The organism is Pseudoalteromonas 'SMAR', from assembly GCF_048515945.1.
In the GTDB taxonomy this organism is placed as follows: Bacteria; Pseudomonadota; Gammaproteobacteria; order Enterobacterales; family Alteromonadaceae; genus Pseudoalteromonas.
This window is the reverse complement of the sequence record NZ_JBLWMW010000039.1, coordinates 1-15632: the sequence shown is the minus strand read 5'-3', so window position 1 is coordinate 15632 and position 15632 is coordinate 1. Positions and strand designations below refer to the sequence as shown.

Annotated in this window: 12 protein-coding genes; 4 read left to right on the top strand and 8 right to left on the bottom strand. The window is 43.0% G+C overall.

The genetic code is table 11. The features are described from left to right. Nucleotides 1-213: 213 nt before the first annotated feature. Nucleotides 214-963, bottom strand: coding sequence for a S1 family peptidase (locus ACNKW2_RS15130; RefSeq protein WP_419149302.1), 750 nt, complete (start codon nt 961-963; stop codon nt 214-216). A 469-nt stretch (nt 964-1432) separates the two neighbouring features. On the opposite strand from ACNKW2_RS15130, the gene ACNKW2_RS15125 reads away from it, so the two are divergent. Further along, entirely contained in the window at nt 1433-2404 is a 972-nt protein-coding gene (locus ACNKW2_RS15125; protein ID WP_419149301.1) for a transposase, read from the top strand. Between the two features lie 469 nt (nt 2405-2873). Here the strand turns inward: ACNKW2_RS15125 and ACNKW2_RS15120 are convergent, their stop codons facing one another. The 5 genes from ACNKW2_RS15120 to tmk are packed head-to-tail and all read right to left on the bottom strand — an operon-like array spanning nt 2874 to nt 7391. After that, nucleotides 2874-4718, bottom strand: coding sequence for an alkaline phosphatase D family protein (locus tag ACNKW2_RS15120; protein ID WP_419149300.1), 1845 nt, complete (start codon nt 4716-4718; stop codon nt 2874-2876). Then, on the bottom strand, nt 4702-5496 hold the full coding sequence (locus tag ACNKW2_RS15115; RefSeq protein ID WP_419149299.1) for a TatD family hydrolase: 795 nt from the start codon (nt 5494-5496) through the stop codon (nt 4702-4704). The genes ACNKW2_RS15120 and ACNKW2_RS15115 overlap by 17 nt, the downstream gene beginning before the upstream one ends. Nucleotides 5497-5503: 7 nt before the next feature. After that, on the bottom strand, nt 5504-5827 hold the full coding sequence (locus ACNKW2_RS15110; RefSeq protein ID WP_419149298.1) for a PilZ domain-containing protein: 324 nt from the start codon (nt 5825-5827) through the stop codon (nt 5504-5506). A gap of 11 nt (nt 5828-5838) precedes the next feature. Next, nucleotides 5839-6744: a DNA polymerase III subunit delta' gene (gene holB, locus ACNKW2_RS15105; protein ID WP_419149297.1), complete on the bottom strand. Its 906-nt coding sequence runs from the start codon at nt 6742-6744 to the stop codon at nt 5839-5841. Next, the gene (gene tmk, locus ACNKW2_RS15100; RefSeq protein ID WP_419149296.1) at nt 6744-7391 is read right to left on the bottom strand and encodes a dTMP kinase; all 648 of its coding nucleotides are present in this window, start codon (nt 7389-7391) and stop codon (nt 6744-6746) included. The genes holB and tmk overlap by 1 nt, the downstream gene beginning before the upstream one ends. 148 nt (nt 7392-7539) lie before the next feature. Between tmk and ACNKW2_RS15095 the strand changes: the two genes are divergently transcribed. Continuing rightward, entirely contained in the window at nt 7540-8733 is a 1194-nt protein-coding gene (locus ACNKW2_RS15095) for a sugar ABC transporter substrate-binding protein (RefSeq protein WP_419149295.1), read from the top strand. Beyond that, nucleotides 8726-10885 (top strand): ATP-binding protein, encoded by a 2160-nt coding sequence (locus ACNKW2_RS15090; RefSeq protein ID WP_419149294.1) that lies wholly within the window; start codon nt 8726-8728, stop codon nt 10883-10885. The genes ACNKW2_RS15095 and ACNKW2_RS15090 overlap by 8 nt, the downstream gene beginning before the upstream one ends. 59 nt (nt 10886-10944) lie before the next feature. Here the strand turns inward: ACNKW2_RS15090 and ACNKW2_RS15085 are convergent, their stop codons facing one another. Then, nucleotides 10945-11892: an alpha/beta hydrolase gene (locus ACNKW2_RS15085; RefSeq protein ID WP_419149293.1), complete on the bottom strand. Its 948-nt coding sequence runs from the start codon at nt 11890-11892 to the stop codon at nt 10945-10947. Between the two features lie 474 nt (nt 11893-12366). On the opposite strand from ACNKW2_RS15085, the gene ACNKW2_RS15080 reads away from it, so the two are divergent. Beyond that, complete coding sequence (locus ACNKW2_RS15080) at nt 12367-13890, top strand: ATP-binding protein (RefSeq protein ID WP_419149292.1); 1524 nt, start codon at nt 12367-12369, stop codon at nt 13888-13890. A gap of 711 nt (nt 13891-14601) precedes the next feature. On the opposite strand, the gene ACNKW2_RS15075 is transcribed toward ACNKW2_RS15080, so the two are convergent. Continuing rightward, on the bottom strand, nt 14602-15632 hold a 1031-nt coding region (locus tag ACNKW2_RS15075; protein ID WP_419149291.1), incomplete at its 5' end, for a hypothetical protein.

Here is a 15632-nt window from a genome sequence, read left to right as displayed (position 1 = left end):
ACAAAATAATTGGCTACATTTATTCAAATATAGCAAAGCAAAACAGGAACGTTAGGTTATCTTGATTGAGTTTGGTGATTGCGTTACCAACAGTAGTTTGACTCAGCTTGGGAGTTGTGAACCAAAAGGCTGAGCTTAACTAAAACATGTCGTTTCATTTGTGACAAAAATTGACAGAGAGTATACCTCTCTGACTCAGATGGTTTTCCTCATCTATTGCTGTATTGTGTTAACTATCCACTCTCTAAAAAACGCGATTCTGGAGTAGTTTTCGATAACACCGTACTTTCCTTCTTCCCAGCCTGTTGGTTCAGTATTTTGCCACGCACTTACCCCGATAATATAAAGCTTATCATCAACTGTAATATACGCAGGCCCACCTGAGTCTCCAGGACCACTTACGCCTTCTAAAGGCAAGCCTTGCTCGCCTGAATCAAACACAAACTGAAGCCATTGACCATGGCTTTTTGTGACCTGGTTATAAGCTAACCGGAGCCTATTATCCGCGTCACTGAGCCCCTTCAAGCCATTGCCTGTATCTCCCCTTCCAACAAACCAAGAGACTTTGCCTGCTTCATCGTCCGCAGCATAGAGCTGTGCAATGGTTGCAGCTTTGATTGGCATTGAAAGTTTCACTAAGGCGATGTCATAGGGAAATTTTCGGTCTTGCCATTTAGGGTGGATGATAACGTTTTCGATACTGTACATGGTATCCTTAAACCGTACTTTACCATCTTCTTTAAGGTATTGTGCGACATGTGCTGCTGTTAAAACCCAGTAAGAGTCGATCAATGCTCCCGTACCCTCAACAATTTGCTTTTGTTTATACAAGCCATAAAAAGTGACTGTGGTATTGTCTTTGGCTGCTGCAGCAAGGTATTTTGTATCCGCTACATCATGCCTAATAACAAGGGCATTGGCGGAAAGTGAAAAAATTAGCCCAAGGATCGGTGACCAGTTCATATGACGCTCCTAGCAATAACTCAACAAAGCCAGCTTTATAGATAAAAGTAAAGTACTTACCTCAGCACCAACAGTCACGAATTGCAAGAACAAAAACACCGCCAAAGAATAATATAACTGAATAATATAACTGACACCTAATATAACTGACACCTAATATAACTGACACCCACTAATATAACTGACACCCACCGCAACTTTATGCCATCCAAAGGTGTCGTCTGCTATTTAATTCTGCACTCAAAGGATTAAGGAAACAAAGCAATTGCCACTGCCCGCAAAAGACAAGTTAGCTTAACTGATACCGAATACTACCACTGTATCCTCGTTGCGTAAGGCATGCATTTCTATGTGGTTAAGATCAAACTCTCTGAAGATCAAACTCTCTGACACCCATCACAAATTTGTGCCAACTCGAAGTGTCATCTACTATTTAATTCTGTACTCAAAGGATTGAGGAAACAAAGCGATGGCCACTGCTCGAAAAAGGCAAGTTAGCTTGTCTGATACCAAATACTACCACTGCATCTCTCGTTGCGTAAGGCGCGCATTTCTATGTGGTGAAGACAAATTTTCTGGAAAAACGTACGAACACCGTCGTGATTGGGTAGAAGAAATGCTCATGATACTAGGGTCTGTTTTCTGTATTGATGTTTGTGCTTATGCAGTGATGAGTAACCATACTCACATTGTTTTATATGTTGATGACAAGCAAGCTAAGCGTCTATCGAAAAAGGATGTTGTGATAAGATGGCACAAGTTATTTAAAGGTAATTGGATAACCCAAAAGTTTGCAAACGGTGAACCATTCAGCTGTTCTGAGCAGCTGATGCTTGATGCGTATATCGCCAAGTATAGACAAAGGCTGGCAGATATTAGCTGGTTTATGCGGGTGCTCAATGAAAACATCGCCCGCAGAGCAAACAAAGAAGATCATTGTACAGGTCGGTTTTGGGAGGGAAGATTTAAGTCCCAAGCATTACTGGATGAAGCTGCACTGGCTGCTTGTTTAGTGTATGTCGATTTAAACCCTATCAGAGCTAAAGCCGCTGCAACGCCTGAAACCTCAGACTTCACCAGCATCAAGAAGCGTATTGACTACGCAAAGCAAGGAAAACAACCCAAAAGCTTACTACCTTTCGCAGGTAGTCCCCGACAGCATATGCTAAAAGGTCTGCCTTTTGAATTAAAGTCCTATCTCGAATTAGTGGAAATAACAGGCAAATCTATTCGTGCGGATAAACCTGGTTTTATCAACGAAGCGCAATCCATTCTTTCTCGACTAAACATAGAACCTGAAAACTGGATAAGACTTACCACACAATTTTCGCAAGTATTTCATGGTGCTGTAGGCAGAGAGCCGGCTCTAACTGCTTACTGTGAAACGCTGCAAAAACGACGACGAGCAAACTTAACAAATTGCGAACGTTTATTAGCTTAATAAACCAAACAGTCTTAGCTTTTTTTATAGCTGTTGTATTTACAGTGAATTGTCGTGCGCGAGAACCCACTTTGTTAAAGTTTCAATTCCTTTAAGCTTAAAAGCCAAGCATTTATGAATACTTGCGGATAAGCGGGACAAGTGTTTTCACTCTTTTCCATCCCACTTTCTCTCTTATGAATAGAAATAGTTGTGGGTGTCATTTATTCAGTATTGATATCATCTACTTAAATACAAGAAAGCAAATAATAGTGGGTGTCGTTGATTTAATGTCAATCCTCCCGTTTATAGATGGAAATAGTTATGGGTGTCATTGGTTTGGGATTGTGGGAAAATGGGTGTCACCGATTTATTCACCGATTTAATCAGGCGAATAACTAACCATATCGCATGTTAATAACTCCCCATCGATTTACTCGCACGAAGCACTAAGTCAGCGTGCGAAGTCGTTTTTCATGTGATAAATCCATTACTGTAAATCAAAGTGACTATGAATACCCGAGCCGTGCAGCAGCTCATATTTTTCTAGTTTTCCTGCTTCTAGTGTAACTAGGCTGATGGCTGAGTCAGACACCAAATAGCCTTGCGTACCGTGCGAAGATGGATGCTTACTCACTTTTAACTGCCAACGTTTGGTGAATAAATTAAGCGGACTGTATTTGGCATATAAAATAGTATCAAGTTTGTCCAAAGCGCGGATCAAGGATTTTGGAAACTCATTTTTTATCCCAGAAGCCGTGAGCTGCCAAATACGGTTGTCATGGCGGCCAAAGCGAGCTTGCACTGAAAAACAAAATGAGTAGTGAACATCGCCAGAGAGAATAATGGTTTCTTTAGGGGTATCGGCACGTTTGAATATATCAATCAGCTTCTTCGCCGCGCCCTCATGAGCCATCCAGTTTTCCACATCCACCACCAGAGGATCGCCACAGGCATTAAAAACCGCTTGAATGGTTTCAATGGCCTTAACACCAAACACCGGTGCCGGACTCACCATGAGAACCGCTTTATGATCAATGAGGGTTTCTTGCAGCTCCATCAACATTTCCCAGTCCATTAACCCGCTGGGTTCGTTGAAATCTTGCTCATTACGCCAACGATGAGTTCGAGTATCTAACACCACCACTTTAGGAAAGGTATCTAAACTGTAATGCCACTGACCAAAGCGACGTATTTGTTTATCAAACAAAGAAAAAGCCCAGCGATTGTCTTGCAAGCTGTTACGGAACCCTTGCTTTAACTCGCCCGTAGCCGCCAAAGCATCATTGCCCATGCCTTGAAATAACCAATAGCTGATCAAACCATTACTGATTATCCGCGTGCTTACTTTATGATTAGCAATCGCCTGCTCCCACTTCGCCGTCAGGTTCCAATCATCGGTCACATCGTGGTCGTCAAACATCATCAGTACCGGCACGTTTGCACATAAGCGCTCGGCTGCCGGTAACGTCTCAATAAAATCCAGTAAGGCTTCTCGCTCGCTATTGAAAATAGCCCGTAACTTAGCGTTGCCGCCGTCATAATGAAGGGCATCGAGATTAACTAACTGCCAGGCTAAGTGAGAGAAGTTGAGCAAGTAGCAAGCAACAAACTCTTCAAACAAGATTAAGTGATTATATGCCTTAACGCTGGAAAAATGAGGCTCGTCTTTGCGTAACCAATAACTTGGCGACAATTTAGAACGATTTTGCCACGGCGTTTTTGGTAAAAAGTGGTGGCGTTGGTACAACTGCGCTTGCTGGTCGTCAGGCAATGCTAAGCCAAGAGGTTGCTCTTGATAAAGTCCCAATCGTTCAATGAGTTGCCGAATCGCCAGTAGCATGGCCCCGGCAACATCATCGGCATAGATTTGATCGCCAGAAAAGATACACAGATCGACACCTATTTCACCCAGCTCGCGCTGCTGCGACTGCCACTTGTCAGCCGTATGAAGGCTGTCTTTACTGTGATGGTGTGGATTGCGGCATGAGCCATGCAGCACCTGCTCAATGTTATTAGGCACTGCAAAACTCAGGCTTTGCTGGTCGTACATAAGGTAATCAGGCTGGTAGGCTTGTTCATCCACCACTAACAAGTAGCGTAGCAACTTGCCGTCAGGTAAAGGCTTTGGGCTTGTCACTAATACAAAGTGTAAATAGCAAGATTCACCCAAACGAAACGTTTCCACTTGGCATTCTGTGGTGGCGCCAGCTATCACAACATCCAGTGACACTGGCTTACACGTTACCAGCTGAATACATACCTGAGCAGCTTCAACCCGACGTAACATCGGGCCCATTAAAACCTTAGGTAACTGCTTAAGCTGGGCTGCCATGTTGGCGCTTTACCAAGTTGAATAAGTTATAAAAGTTTTCTGTGGTTTGCTGCGCCAGCTGTTTGTAACTTAAGCCTTTTAATTCAGAGATATAAAACGCTACATCTTGAACGTAAGCAGGCTGATTGGTTTTGCCACGATGCGGCACAGGTGCCAAATACGGTGAGTCGGTTTCAATTAACAGTCGGTCCATGGGCAATTGCTTAACCACTTCTTTTAGCTCTGTGGCATTTTTGAAGGTCACAATGCCTGAAATCGAAATATAAAATCCCATATCAATGGCTTGCTTGGCCATATCCCAGTCTTCGGTAAAGCAGTGTAGTACGCCACCGCAGTTTTCAGCGTTGTGAGCGCGCATAATATCAAGGGTATCGGCCTTGGCATCACGGGTATGGATGATCAGCGGCTTTTCCAATTCATTGGCAATATCAATATGTCCGGCAAAACTTTGCTGCTGCACTTGGTGGGTGTCTTTAGCATAGTAGTAATCAAGCCCAGTTTCGCCAATCGCAACTACTTTATCGTGTGCAGCTAGCTGACGGAGTTTGTCGGCATCTAATTTGTCTTTCTGATCCAAAGGATGAACGCCACAAGACGCCGAAACATCGTCGAACTGGCTGATTTTCTCCAGCATATCTGGAAATTGTTCCAGCGTTACGCTAACACATAGAAAGTGTTCTACTTGTTTTTGTCTAGCATTGGCTAGCACTTGCTCTAGGCTCAGGCCTAGCTTATCAAAATCGAGTCTATCTAAATGACAGTGAGAGTCTACAATCATACTGGCTCTACATGGTGTATGTGGGTTTATCTGAGTGCAACATGCTACCCAGAAGCTTATGAATTTTATCGTTTAGTGCTGGTGCGTCTTTAAAAGCGACACCCACCCCCGGTGGGTTTGAGTTTTGCGCACCTTGAGGCGTAAGCCAAGCCACTTCGACCTCTACCTCGTCGGCTTCTAAGGCGTCAGGCAAAGTCACCCGCAACGTCAGTGGCTGTCCCATTTCAAAGTGGCCGTTGGATTTAATAAACATGCCGCCCGACTTTAAAAACGGCATATAGCAGCGATATAACTCATCTAAATCTTCAAAGTCTGCAAGTAACGCTTGCATAGGTCACCTCTTTACAGCTGTTTTTGCAAGGTAAATAATAACTTAGATATACTTAAGTGTTGATTTAACCCTAACACATTTTTTTGCTCGTACATAAAACGATGCACACTTTCCACTAGACTCTGATAGCCGCTAAAATCTACGCGGCTCTCCTCCAGCAATGCTTTTTTGATGCGGTTGAGCACAAAGCGGGCAAACACTTCACTTAGGTCGTTATGTTTAAGCAATATTTTTTCTACGTCATCGGCGCTTTGCGGGTTTAATTGAACAGCGGCTTGGTACAAACTACTGACCTCATCAAAGCGACCTTGCTGATGCCACTTAGCCACCATCAGCGGCTGACTGGCAAATTCGTTAAACCATGGCATATCGAGTGCAATGCCTTGCTGGCTTAACCACTGCTGTGACTGTGCCTGAGTCGGTGAATGCATCACTACTTTATTACAGCGGCTTAAAATCGTCGCTGGCAGCTTACTGTCGTCATCACTGGTGATGAACAAATAGCGCCCAGGGTTGGGCTCTTCCAAGGTTTTTAACAGCGCATTGGCGGCAGAATGCGTCATTAAATGCCCTTGCTCAATCAGCGCAACTTTATTGCCCCCCTGCTGCGCCGAATGATTGGCAAAATCACTGATTTCACGAATTTCATCAACGCCAATGGACTTTCCTTCGCTCGCCACCAGCAATTTATCGGGGTGGTTTCCTGAACGATTTAAAGCACAGGCTTTGCACTGGCCACAAGGAGTAATGCCATTAGGTTGTAGGCATAATAAAGCGTGGCTAAGGTGCTCGCCAAGTAACGCTTTACCAACCCCAGCTTTTCCCGAAATCAGCTGAGCATGATGAAGCCTGCCACTGTTTTTGGCCGCATTTAAATAATCTAAACTTGCTTGATGCCACGCTGGTGTACTTTGCATTAGGATACCCGAACCTGATGCGTGGTCAGCAAACGTTCAATGAGCGTAATACTTTGCGCTAATACTTGCTCTTGGCTTTGGCTGGCGTCAATAACACAAAAACGCTCAGGCTCACGCTCGGCTTGTTGTAAATAACCCGCTCTGGCTCGCTCTAAAAACTGCAGCTTTTCATCTTCTAGACGGTCAAGTCCCTCTCCGCGCGATTTCACACGTTTTAAGCCTTCTTGTGGGTCTAAATCTAAAATCAGGTTCATGTCTGCTTTAAAGCCACCGAGTGCTAAATCATTAATCGTTTTAATGGTATTGTAATCAAGGCCTCGAGCGTAATGTTGAAAGCTAAAGGTGGCGGCATCAAAGCGGTCAGATATCACCACTTTTCCGGCTTGCAGTGCTGGGATAATTTTTTCCTGCACATGTTGCGCTCGCGCCGCACCAAATAACATCAGCTCTGTTATGTCTGTCATTTCGGGAGTTGCGGGGTCTAAAATAACATCGCGAATTTTTTCAGAAATAACCGTGCCACCTGGCTCCCGTGTCATTACCACCTCAACACCTAATTTTTTCAGGTGTTTCTCTATTCCCTTGATAACGGTTGTTTTGCCTGCGCCATTACTGCCATCACAAGCTAACATAAAGCCTTTGTTCATTACTGTGTTTTACTCATATTCTATTATTACCGTGTATTTTATCTTGTTTTTAGTATTTATTCAGTAACCTTATTTATTTCCTATAACTCACAGTAATTTAGTCTACAATAACAAACAATAATCACATTTGCTTGATGGCAATTCGCAAATGAACAACGTCACGGTTACAGCAATTCGCTGCTTTATACAGTTATTATTTTTCGTGTCCATCTTTAGCTTAAGCGCTTCAAAAGCTGACTCAGCCGAGCTCAACGTATCAGAGATTGATATTGCGTTAGGCATGGAAAATTATGACTTTCAGCCCTTTTTTAACCAGTTTACTGCCGAGACTGGCATCAAAGTAAATATTCTCGCGTTTAATAACAACCAACTGAAAAGCGAATTGGTTCTATATGCTGAGACCGCGCAGTTGCCAGATGCGGTTATTGTGCCCAGTGACTACCTTGGCCTAACCGAGCTTGATTATTCCAGTGTGCCACAGAGATGGTACAAACCAGACATTAGCAACCATATTTTACAAAGCGCACAAGTTAAAGGGGTGCCAAAAGGTATCCCTATTATGTACGGCAACCACCTCGTACTGTATTACAACTCCACCTTAATTGAACGCCCCTTTACCGATCTGCAATTGTTTTTGCAATTGCCACACAAGCAGCCAGTGTTGGGGTGGAATTATTACGAAATGTACTGGTTTGCGTCATTGGTCAATGCACAACAAAATGCTTTAATTAATAACGCCCAGCCACAACTTGATACCCGCGCTATGCGCTTAGCTATTTCAAACTACCAAACATTGTATAATAGTGGCGCAATTGACCCCAATTGTGCCTACCAATGCTTAATGGCTAAATTTAGTAATGCCGAGCTCCCCTATTTCGTTAATGGTATTTGGGCATATCAACACCTAAAGCACAAGCTGCAAGACGATTTAGCTATCTCACCACTGCCTTTGTGGGGAACGCAGCGTTTAACCTCTTTTGCCTCTTCGCATGTATTGGCTTTTCCGAGCCAAGCGCTCAGCACTGAAACACGCAGCGCACTTAAGTTATTGGCCGAGTTTATGCAAAGCGATAAAGTGCAAGATGCGCTGTGGCAGGAGCTTGGAACATTACCAGTAAGAGAAACCAGTCTTGCGCTTTTGCTAGACAGTTCCGACCCCCACTTGCTGGCGCTTATTTCAGCCTTGACGTATACCACACCGCTGCCAAACGACCCCATAATGGCGTATGTATGGGAGGCAATGCTAAAAGGTGTAACACGCTACTTAGCTGGTGTTTATGGAGTCGAAAAGACGACTAAGTACATGCAGTTTATTATTAATAAATCGATTAAAAATGATTGAACAAAGTATCGTACGCGAAATAAAGCGTAAGCTCACGGCCATTTTCGCTGGCTTTTTGTTTTTGCTTATCACCCTAGTTGCGTTTTCAATGATGCAGCAAAAAGCACAGTTAGAACAGCAAGACATAAAACGCGCCGCCAACAGTCTTAGCCTTGATTTTATAGCCAAACTTAATGAAATTATCTATCAGGTTGCTCCGCTCAGTGAAGACCATATATTAGCTTCTGTCGCCAATGACTTATTGTTAACCCAGTATGCCCGTAAAAGTCTCAGTAATTTAGTGGAAGAGCATGCCATGATCCGCTCTGCTCTGATCAGCGATGGTTCAAATTTCATTGTCGAGGCCTACCCTTTCGACACCCTTAAGTGGCAAAACCACGTGTTTACCGCGCACAGCCAAAAAGTATTGCAACGCAAGCAACGCGCTTTACAAATAGACAAACTGGTTATCTCCCATACTGAGCTTGAGATTGCACCCACTGACCAAGCTCGGTTATTTTTAGCCTTGCCATTACGACAAAAACAGCCATCATTAATGCGGCCGTTCCTATACACTGGCGTTTTGTATTTAGAAATTGATGTTGGTTACTTTTGCTTAAATCATGCTGAAAAAGGCGATATTTGGTTCAGTAGTCAGTCCGCACGTTTAACCGATAAACAAGATTGGCAAACCTCAGAGGAAGGCTACGCCTTGCAAGTATTGTCGCAATCAGAGGATGGCATTGATATAACACTGCGACTAAACCGAGAAGCCCAAGTCTATAATAGTGAACTTATCCAAACGGTAGCAGCCGTAGCAGTTGCCGGGCTCATCATTGTGTTGCTGCTTTATTGGTATCTAAAGCAACTCTCGCAACGACTGGCCACCCCACTACAACTGTTGGAACAGCATTGTAAACAGTTAAGTAATGGCGTGTATAGTGAAGAAAAGAGCTCTTTACGATTTAAAGAGCTCACCACCTTACAAACCACACTCAACCAGCTTGCCGGGCGGATCAAGTCACAAGTCGCTTCCCTAGAACAAGAAAAGCTCAACGCCCAGAGCTCAGAGCACGCTAAAGCCTTATTTCTCGCTAATATGAGTCACGAACTGCGCACGCCCCTTAATGGCATTTATGGAGTATTTCAATTAATGAAGCACCACCGCAGTGCCACCAACTCCAACGAGCTTATTGAGCAAGGTATGACATCAACGCAAACCCTGCTCAGTCTGCTTAATGATTTATTAGACTTTTCAAAAATAGAGGCCGGTCAGCTGACCATGGAGCTGGTTAACACCGATTTATCGCAATTGGTGAATGAGGTGGGGCAAGAGTTTTCTCATACAGCCGCGGCCAAGCAAGTAAACTTAGTAATTCAATATGATGCTCTTTCCAACCCCTATCGTGTGGCCGACCCCCTGAGGGTTAAACAGATTTTGCGCAACCTAATTTCTAACGCTGTTAAATTCACCAGCGCGGGAAAAGTGGACGTCATTGTCAGTGATGCCGGCAAATTAGTGAATATTAAAGTAGTTGATACCGGAACTGGTATGAGTGAACAATCTCTAGAAAAGATATTTAGCCGTTTTCAGCAAGCCGATCCCAGCACCACTCGCCAATTCGGCGGTACTGGACTGGGACTGACAATTGTCAAACAATTGGCTGAGCTTATGCGCGGTAAAGTCACTGTAAAAAGTAAACTCAATGTCGGCAGTGAATTTAACGTTGAACTCATACTGGATATAGGTGAGCCCCCCACTAAAGCAGTGGCTGAAAACAGCAGCACCACTCCTAACCTTAAAGGCTATGAGGTTTTGCTGGCAGAAGACAACCCACTTAATCAACGTATTTTTAGTGCGATGATAAAACCATCGGGCGCCAGCCTCACCGTGACAAACGATGGCGAGGAAGCCATGCTGGAATATAACAAAGGCAAACCAGCACTGTTTTTTGTTGATATTCAAATGCCCAAAAAAGACGGCCTTGCGGTATGCCAAGAAGTCAGAGCGCAAGACAAAGATACGCCGCTTATTGCTGTGACTGCTAATGTTATGCAAACAGACCTAGAAAAATATCAACGCTTAGGCTTTGATCAGTGTTTGGCCAAGCCGATTGAAATGCATAAACTTTATGACCTCATTGTAAAAACGCTGAAGATCACTGCGGATTAAGGCGAAATTTCATCATTATGCTGGTATTACCCTGGCTGAGTGAACGAGAGTTCAAATTGCTATTGCCCTGCTCGCTCGCGCTTTCGTTGCGCTATCCATGCATACACTTTTTCATTCACTTCCGGCATTATTGGTCCGCTACATGAGCTGGCATAGCTTATTATTGTCGCTTCTTCCCGTTGCAGTCTCAACGTGTGATCCATGTCTTCAATAATGTGCGTCTCAGTTTGGCTTGGCGATATTTCTTTAATTAACAAGGTATCGTCTGGATGGCATTGAAAATCTTTGCTACCACCAATGGCTAATATCGGGTGCTGGTTTTTTTGTAAGAAAGATTTAACGTCGTAGTTAAACGTCTCACGATAAAACTTAGTACTCACCCGATTAAACGCGACCCATATTCTTTTGGCTTTGGTCGTTTCAACCTTGCGCCTCAGCTTTTGCATCGTTGCCAGTGGGTCTTTAGTGTATAAAAACAGGCGAGCTAATTTCCCTTTTAAACCCGTCATCTTGTTTAAATCGCGATTCAATATTTCAGCATTTTTAACACCGTCTTGCTCAAAGCTCCTAAGGCTGGCACACAACATGATGATACCAGCAAGTTCTGGTCTTGTTGCAGCGATTTCAGGCGCTAACACCGCCCCTTCACTGTGACCAAGAAGATAAATTTCTATTTGGTTAATCACATCACCTTGTTCGCCGCCTATAAAATCAATGGCAGCACATGCGTCTGCAACCACTTCAGACAAACCTGCAACTTTAAAATTCCCCGCACTTTCACCACACCCTCGTTTGTCATAACGAAAAGAAGCTACTCCTTGTTCGGCTAAATACCCAGCTAGGTTTTTAAAAATTTCAGTATTAAAACCAGAAATATTGCCATCGCGGTCTTGCGCCCCACTGCCATGCACCATAATTACGCACGGCGGTGGAGCATCATATTTAGGTACAGTTAGCGTACCTGCTAACGTTATTTTATCTGATTGGAAGGTGACTTCTGAGTGCAACGTAAACTCCTTGGCATGCTAGTTAATATAATTTTAAAGAAGGAGTGCTCGCAGTAGCTAATACGCATGCGATGAAAATGCCAGTTACACTAATAATTTCTAAATTCAAGAGCGCAGCTAACTGAAGCTTAGCAAAAAAAGGATTCGCCGAAGTAAACGCTGGCTGCTCAACTTAACCAATTGAAAGGTATATCTCATTTAGTGCTTAACTTTACAGTTAAAAATCCTTCTTTCCTCAATGTACCTCTTACAGGTAGTGAATGCAATAGACGGCGTTAGTCGTGAGCCTAGGGAAAGCTAAAAAAGACGATTTCAGTTACTTGGTTATTTTCATTCACAATGAGTCAGCTGCAGCCCCGGCACTAGCCGGCAGTCCAGCATACTCTTAAGCCGACACCCACCAAGCAAACTCTTTAGCTGACACCCACCACAAATTTATATACTCCCTAGGCGGTCTGACGATCTAATAAAGTAATGGTGGGTGTCTTTGCAGATTCTTATAAACGAGATTGGCAAACCTCAGAGAAAGGCTACGCCTTGCAAGTATTGTCGCAATCAGAGGATGGCATTGATATAACACTGCGACTAAACCGAGAAGCCCAAGTCTATAATAGTGAACTTATCCAAACGGTAGCAGCCGTAGCAGTTGCCGGGCTCATCATTGTGTTGCTGCTTTATTGGTATCTAAAGCAACTCTCGCAACGACTGGCCACCCCACTACAACTGTTGGAACAGCATTGTAAACAGTTAAGTAATGGCGTGTATAGTGAAGAAAAGAGCTCTTTACGATTTAAAGAGCTCACCACCTTACAAACCACACTCAACCAGCTTGCCGGGCGGATCAAGTCACAAGTCGCTTCCCTAGAACAAGAAAAGCTCAACGCCCAGAGCTCAGAGCACGCTAAAGCCTTATTTCTCGCTAATATGAGTCACGAACTGCGCACGCCCCTTAATGGCATTTATGGAGTATTTCAATTAATGAAGCACCACCGCAGTGCCACCAACTCCAACGAGCTTATTGAGCAAGGTATGACATCAACGCAAACCCTGCTCAGTCTGCTTAATGATTTATTAGACTTTTCAAAAATAGAGGCCGGTCAGCTGACCATGGAGCTGGTTAACACCGATTTATCGCAATTGGTGAATGAGGTGGGGCAAGAGTTTTCTCATACAGCCGCGGCCAAGCAAGTAAACTTAGTAATTCAATATGATGCTCTTTCCAACCCCTATCGTGTGGCCGACCCCCTGAGGGTTAAACAGATTTTGCGCAACCTAATTTCTAACGCTGTTAAATTCACCAGCGCGGGAAAAGTGGACGTCATTGTCAGTGATGCCGGCAAATTAGTGAATATTAAAGTAGTTGATACCGGAACTGGTATGAGTGAACAATCTCTAGAAAAGATATTTAGCCGTTTTCAGCAAGCCGATCCCAGCACCACTCGCCAATTCGGCGGTACTGGACTGGGACTGACAATTGTCAAACAATTGGCTGAGCTTATGCGCGGTAAAGTCACTGTAAAAAGTAAACTCAATGTCGGCAGTGAATTTAACGTTGAACTCATACTGGATATAGGTGAGCCCCCCACTAAAGCAGTGGCTGAAAACAGCAGCACCACTCCTAACCTTAAAGGCTATGAGGTTTTGCTGGCAGAAGACAACCCACTTAATCAACGTATTTTTAGTGCGATGATAAAACCATCGGGCGCCAGCCTCACCGTGACAAACGATGGCGAGGAAGCCATGCTGGAATATAACAAAGGCAAACCAGCACTGTTTTTTGTTGATATTCAAATGCCCAAAAAAGACGGCCTTGCGGTATGCCAAGAAGTCAGAGCGCAAGACAAAGATACGCCGCTTATTGCTGTGACTGCTAATGTTATGCAAACAGACCTAGAAAAATATCAACGCTTAGGCTTTGATCAGTGTTTGGCCAAACCAATTGAAATGCAAAAACTTTATAACCTCATTGTAAAAACGCTGAAGATCACTGCGGATTAAGGCGAACTTTTCATCATTATGCTGGTATTACCCTGGCTGAGTGCACGAGAGTTCAAATTGCTATTGCCCTGCTCGCTCGCGCTTTCTTTTCACTATCCATGCGTACACTTTTTCATTCACTTCCGGCATTATTGGCCCGCTGTATGTGTTGCTTTAGTTCAATATCGTCGCTTCTTGTTATTATTGTCGCAACGTGTACTCAACGGCCCATAACTGATAAGCAAGACAACGCAGATAGCCTCCTCCAACTATTTTTTGGCAAAAACATCTTTCCGATGTATATAACATTGTTATCAGCCCTGAAGCTGGTAGCAAAATCATAATGACAACCGCAACCAAAAGAGTAATCCCAGCATAGCTGGGATTTTTGATTTATAAGATTAGTAATACAGTAACAGTGACACCCACTAAGTAAGAAGCAATACTGACACCCACTAAGAGTTTTTATAGTCCTAAGGTGTGCTTTGAACAAGAAAGTTAACGGTGGGTGTTTTAATTATTTCTTTTAATGTCCTGTCATTTAGACTGGTTTAAGCCAAATGTTGAAAAGCAAGTCGACTTTGATGACTGTGGAAAGTTAATTCTAAAAGACGTTAAGCCCTTGCTAGCCGCAAGGTATGCAGACGATCAAAGCTCAAGTAAGACAGCATAATATCTCTTGATGAGGGAACTATTGTGGCTGGCTAAAATAACTTTATGCTTCACCGTGACTTATGAAGTCACGGATTCACTAGTATTCTCTTTTATTGTTAAGCCAAATAACATAGAGCGGATTAGGGTAAAAGCTACGAAGGGATAACTTAGTAAAGCAACGCTACTTATATATTGCACACAATAAAATACCCCTATTTCAATGTTGCTAAAATGCTCAGAGTCAATAATCGATTCAAAAATGTTGTGGGGTGCATTGTTACACACGCCTTCAGGAACAGACGTAAAAACAGGTAAATTAATAAACAAAGCAGTCATAGTTGCACACTTCAATATACTCGATTTGTTTTTTATATATGAAAATACAACAAGCCCCACAATTATTAAGGTAAAGTAAGAATATACTAGCTTTGCTAACGTGCGCTCATGCTCCGAAGCGTGCTCAGAAAATAAAACAAGGAATTCATTTATAACCCAGTAATTAATATAAATCGTCGGACCAAATATAAGGACAAATGATAAAACAACCAATCTAAACTTAGAAAAATCAAGTCCATTCAAGTTACTCCCAGAAAGTCTAACTAATGAGCAATAAATATAGAATTCATAAATCATACAGAGAAATACAATTAATACCGCACCCAAAGCAACTATGAATGATACATCACTATAGTCCTGCATTAGAGCTTTAACATCTGGAACGGAGGAATTGTAATAAAGAAAAGTCAAAAAAGAAAATATAGATGCAACTATTAGCTTAGAAAAAAAACCATATGCCCCTGTTACAAATAGCAATGAGGTAACAGATTGTGAGATCGATTTTCTAGAAAAAACAAAGTTCCATCGCAAAGAGAAAGCAGCTATAAAATGAGTGCTAAGTATCAGAAAGGAGAAAAAATAAAGACTAGAGAATCCAAATTCTACTTTATAAGTATAAAAGAAACTCCCCCAATAAGTTATTATGAAAAGGTGAGTCAACCCAGCAGCAAGCAATGAAACAAATAGAGCTTCGTAAATATTAAAAAGCCAAGGGTTTAGAGGGCGTTCAAAATTCTGTGTCAGATAATAACGCCTAAATATCCAAGTACCCA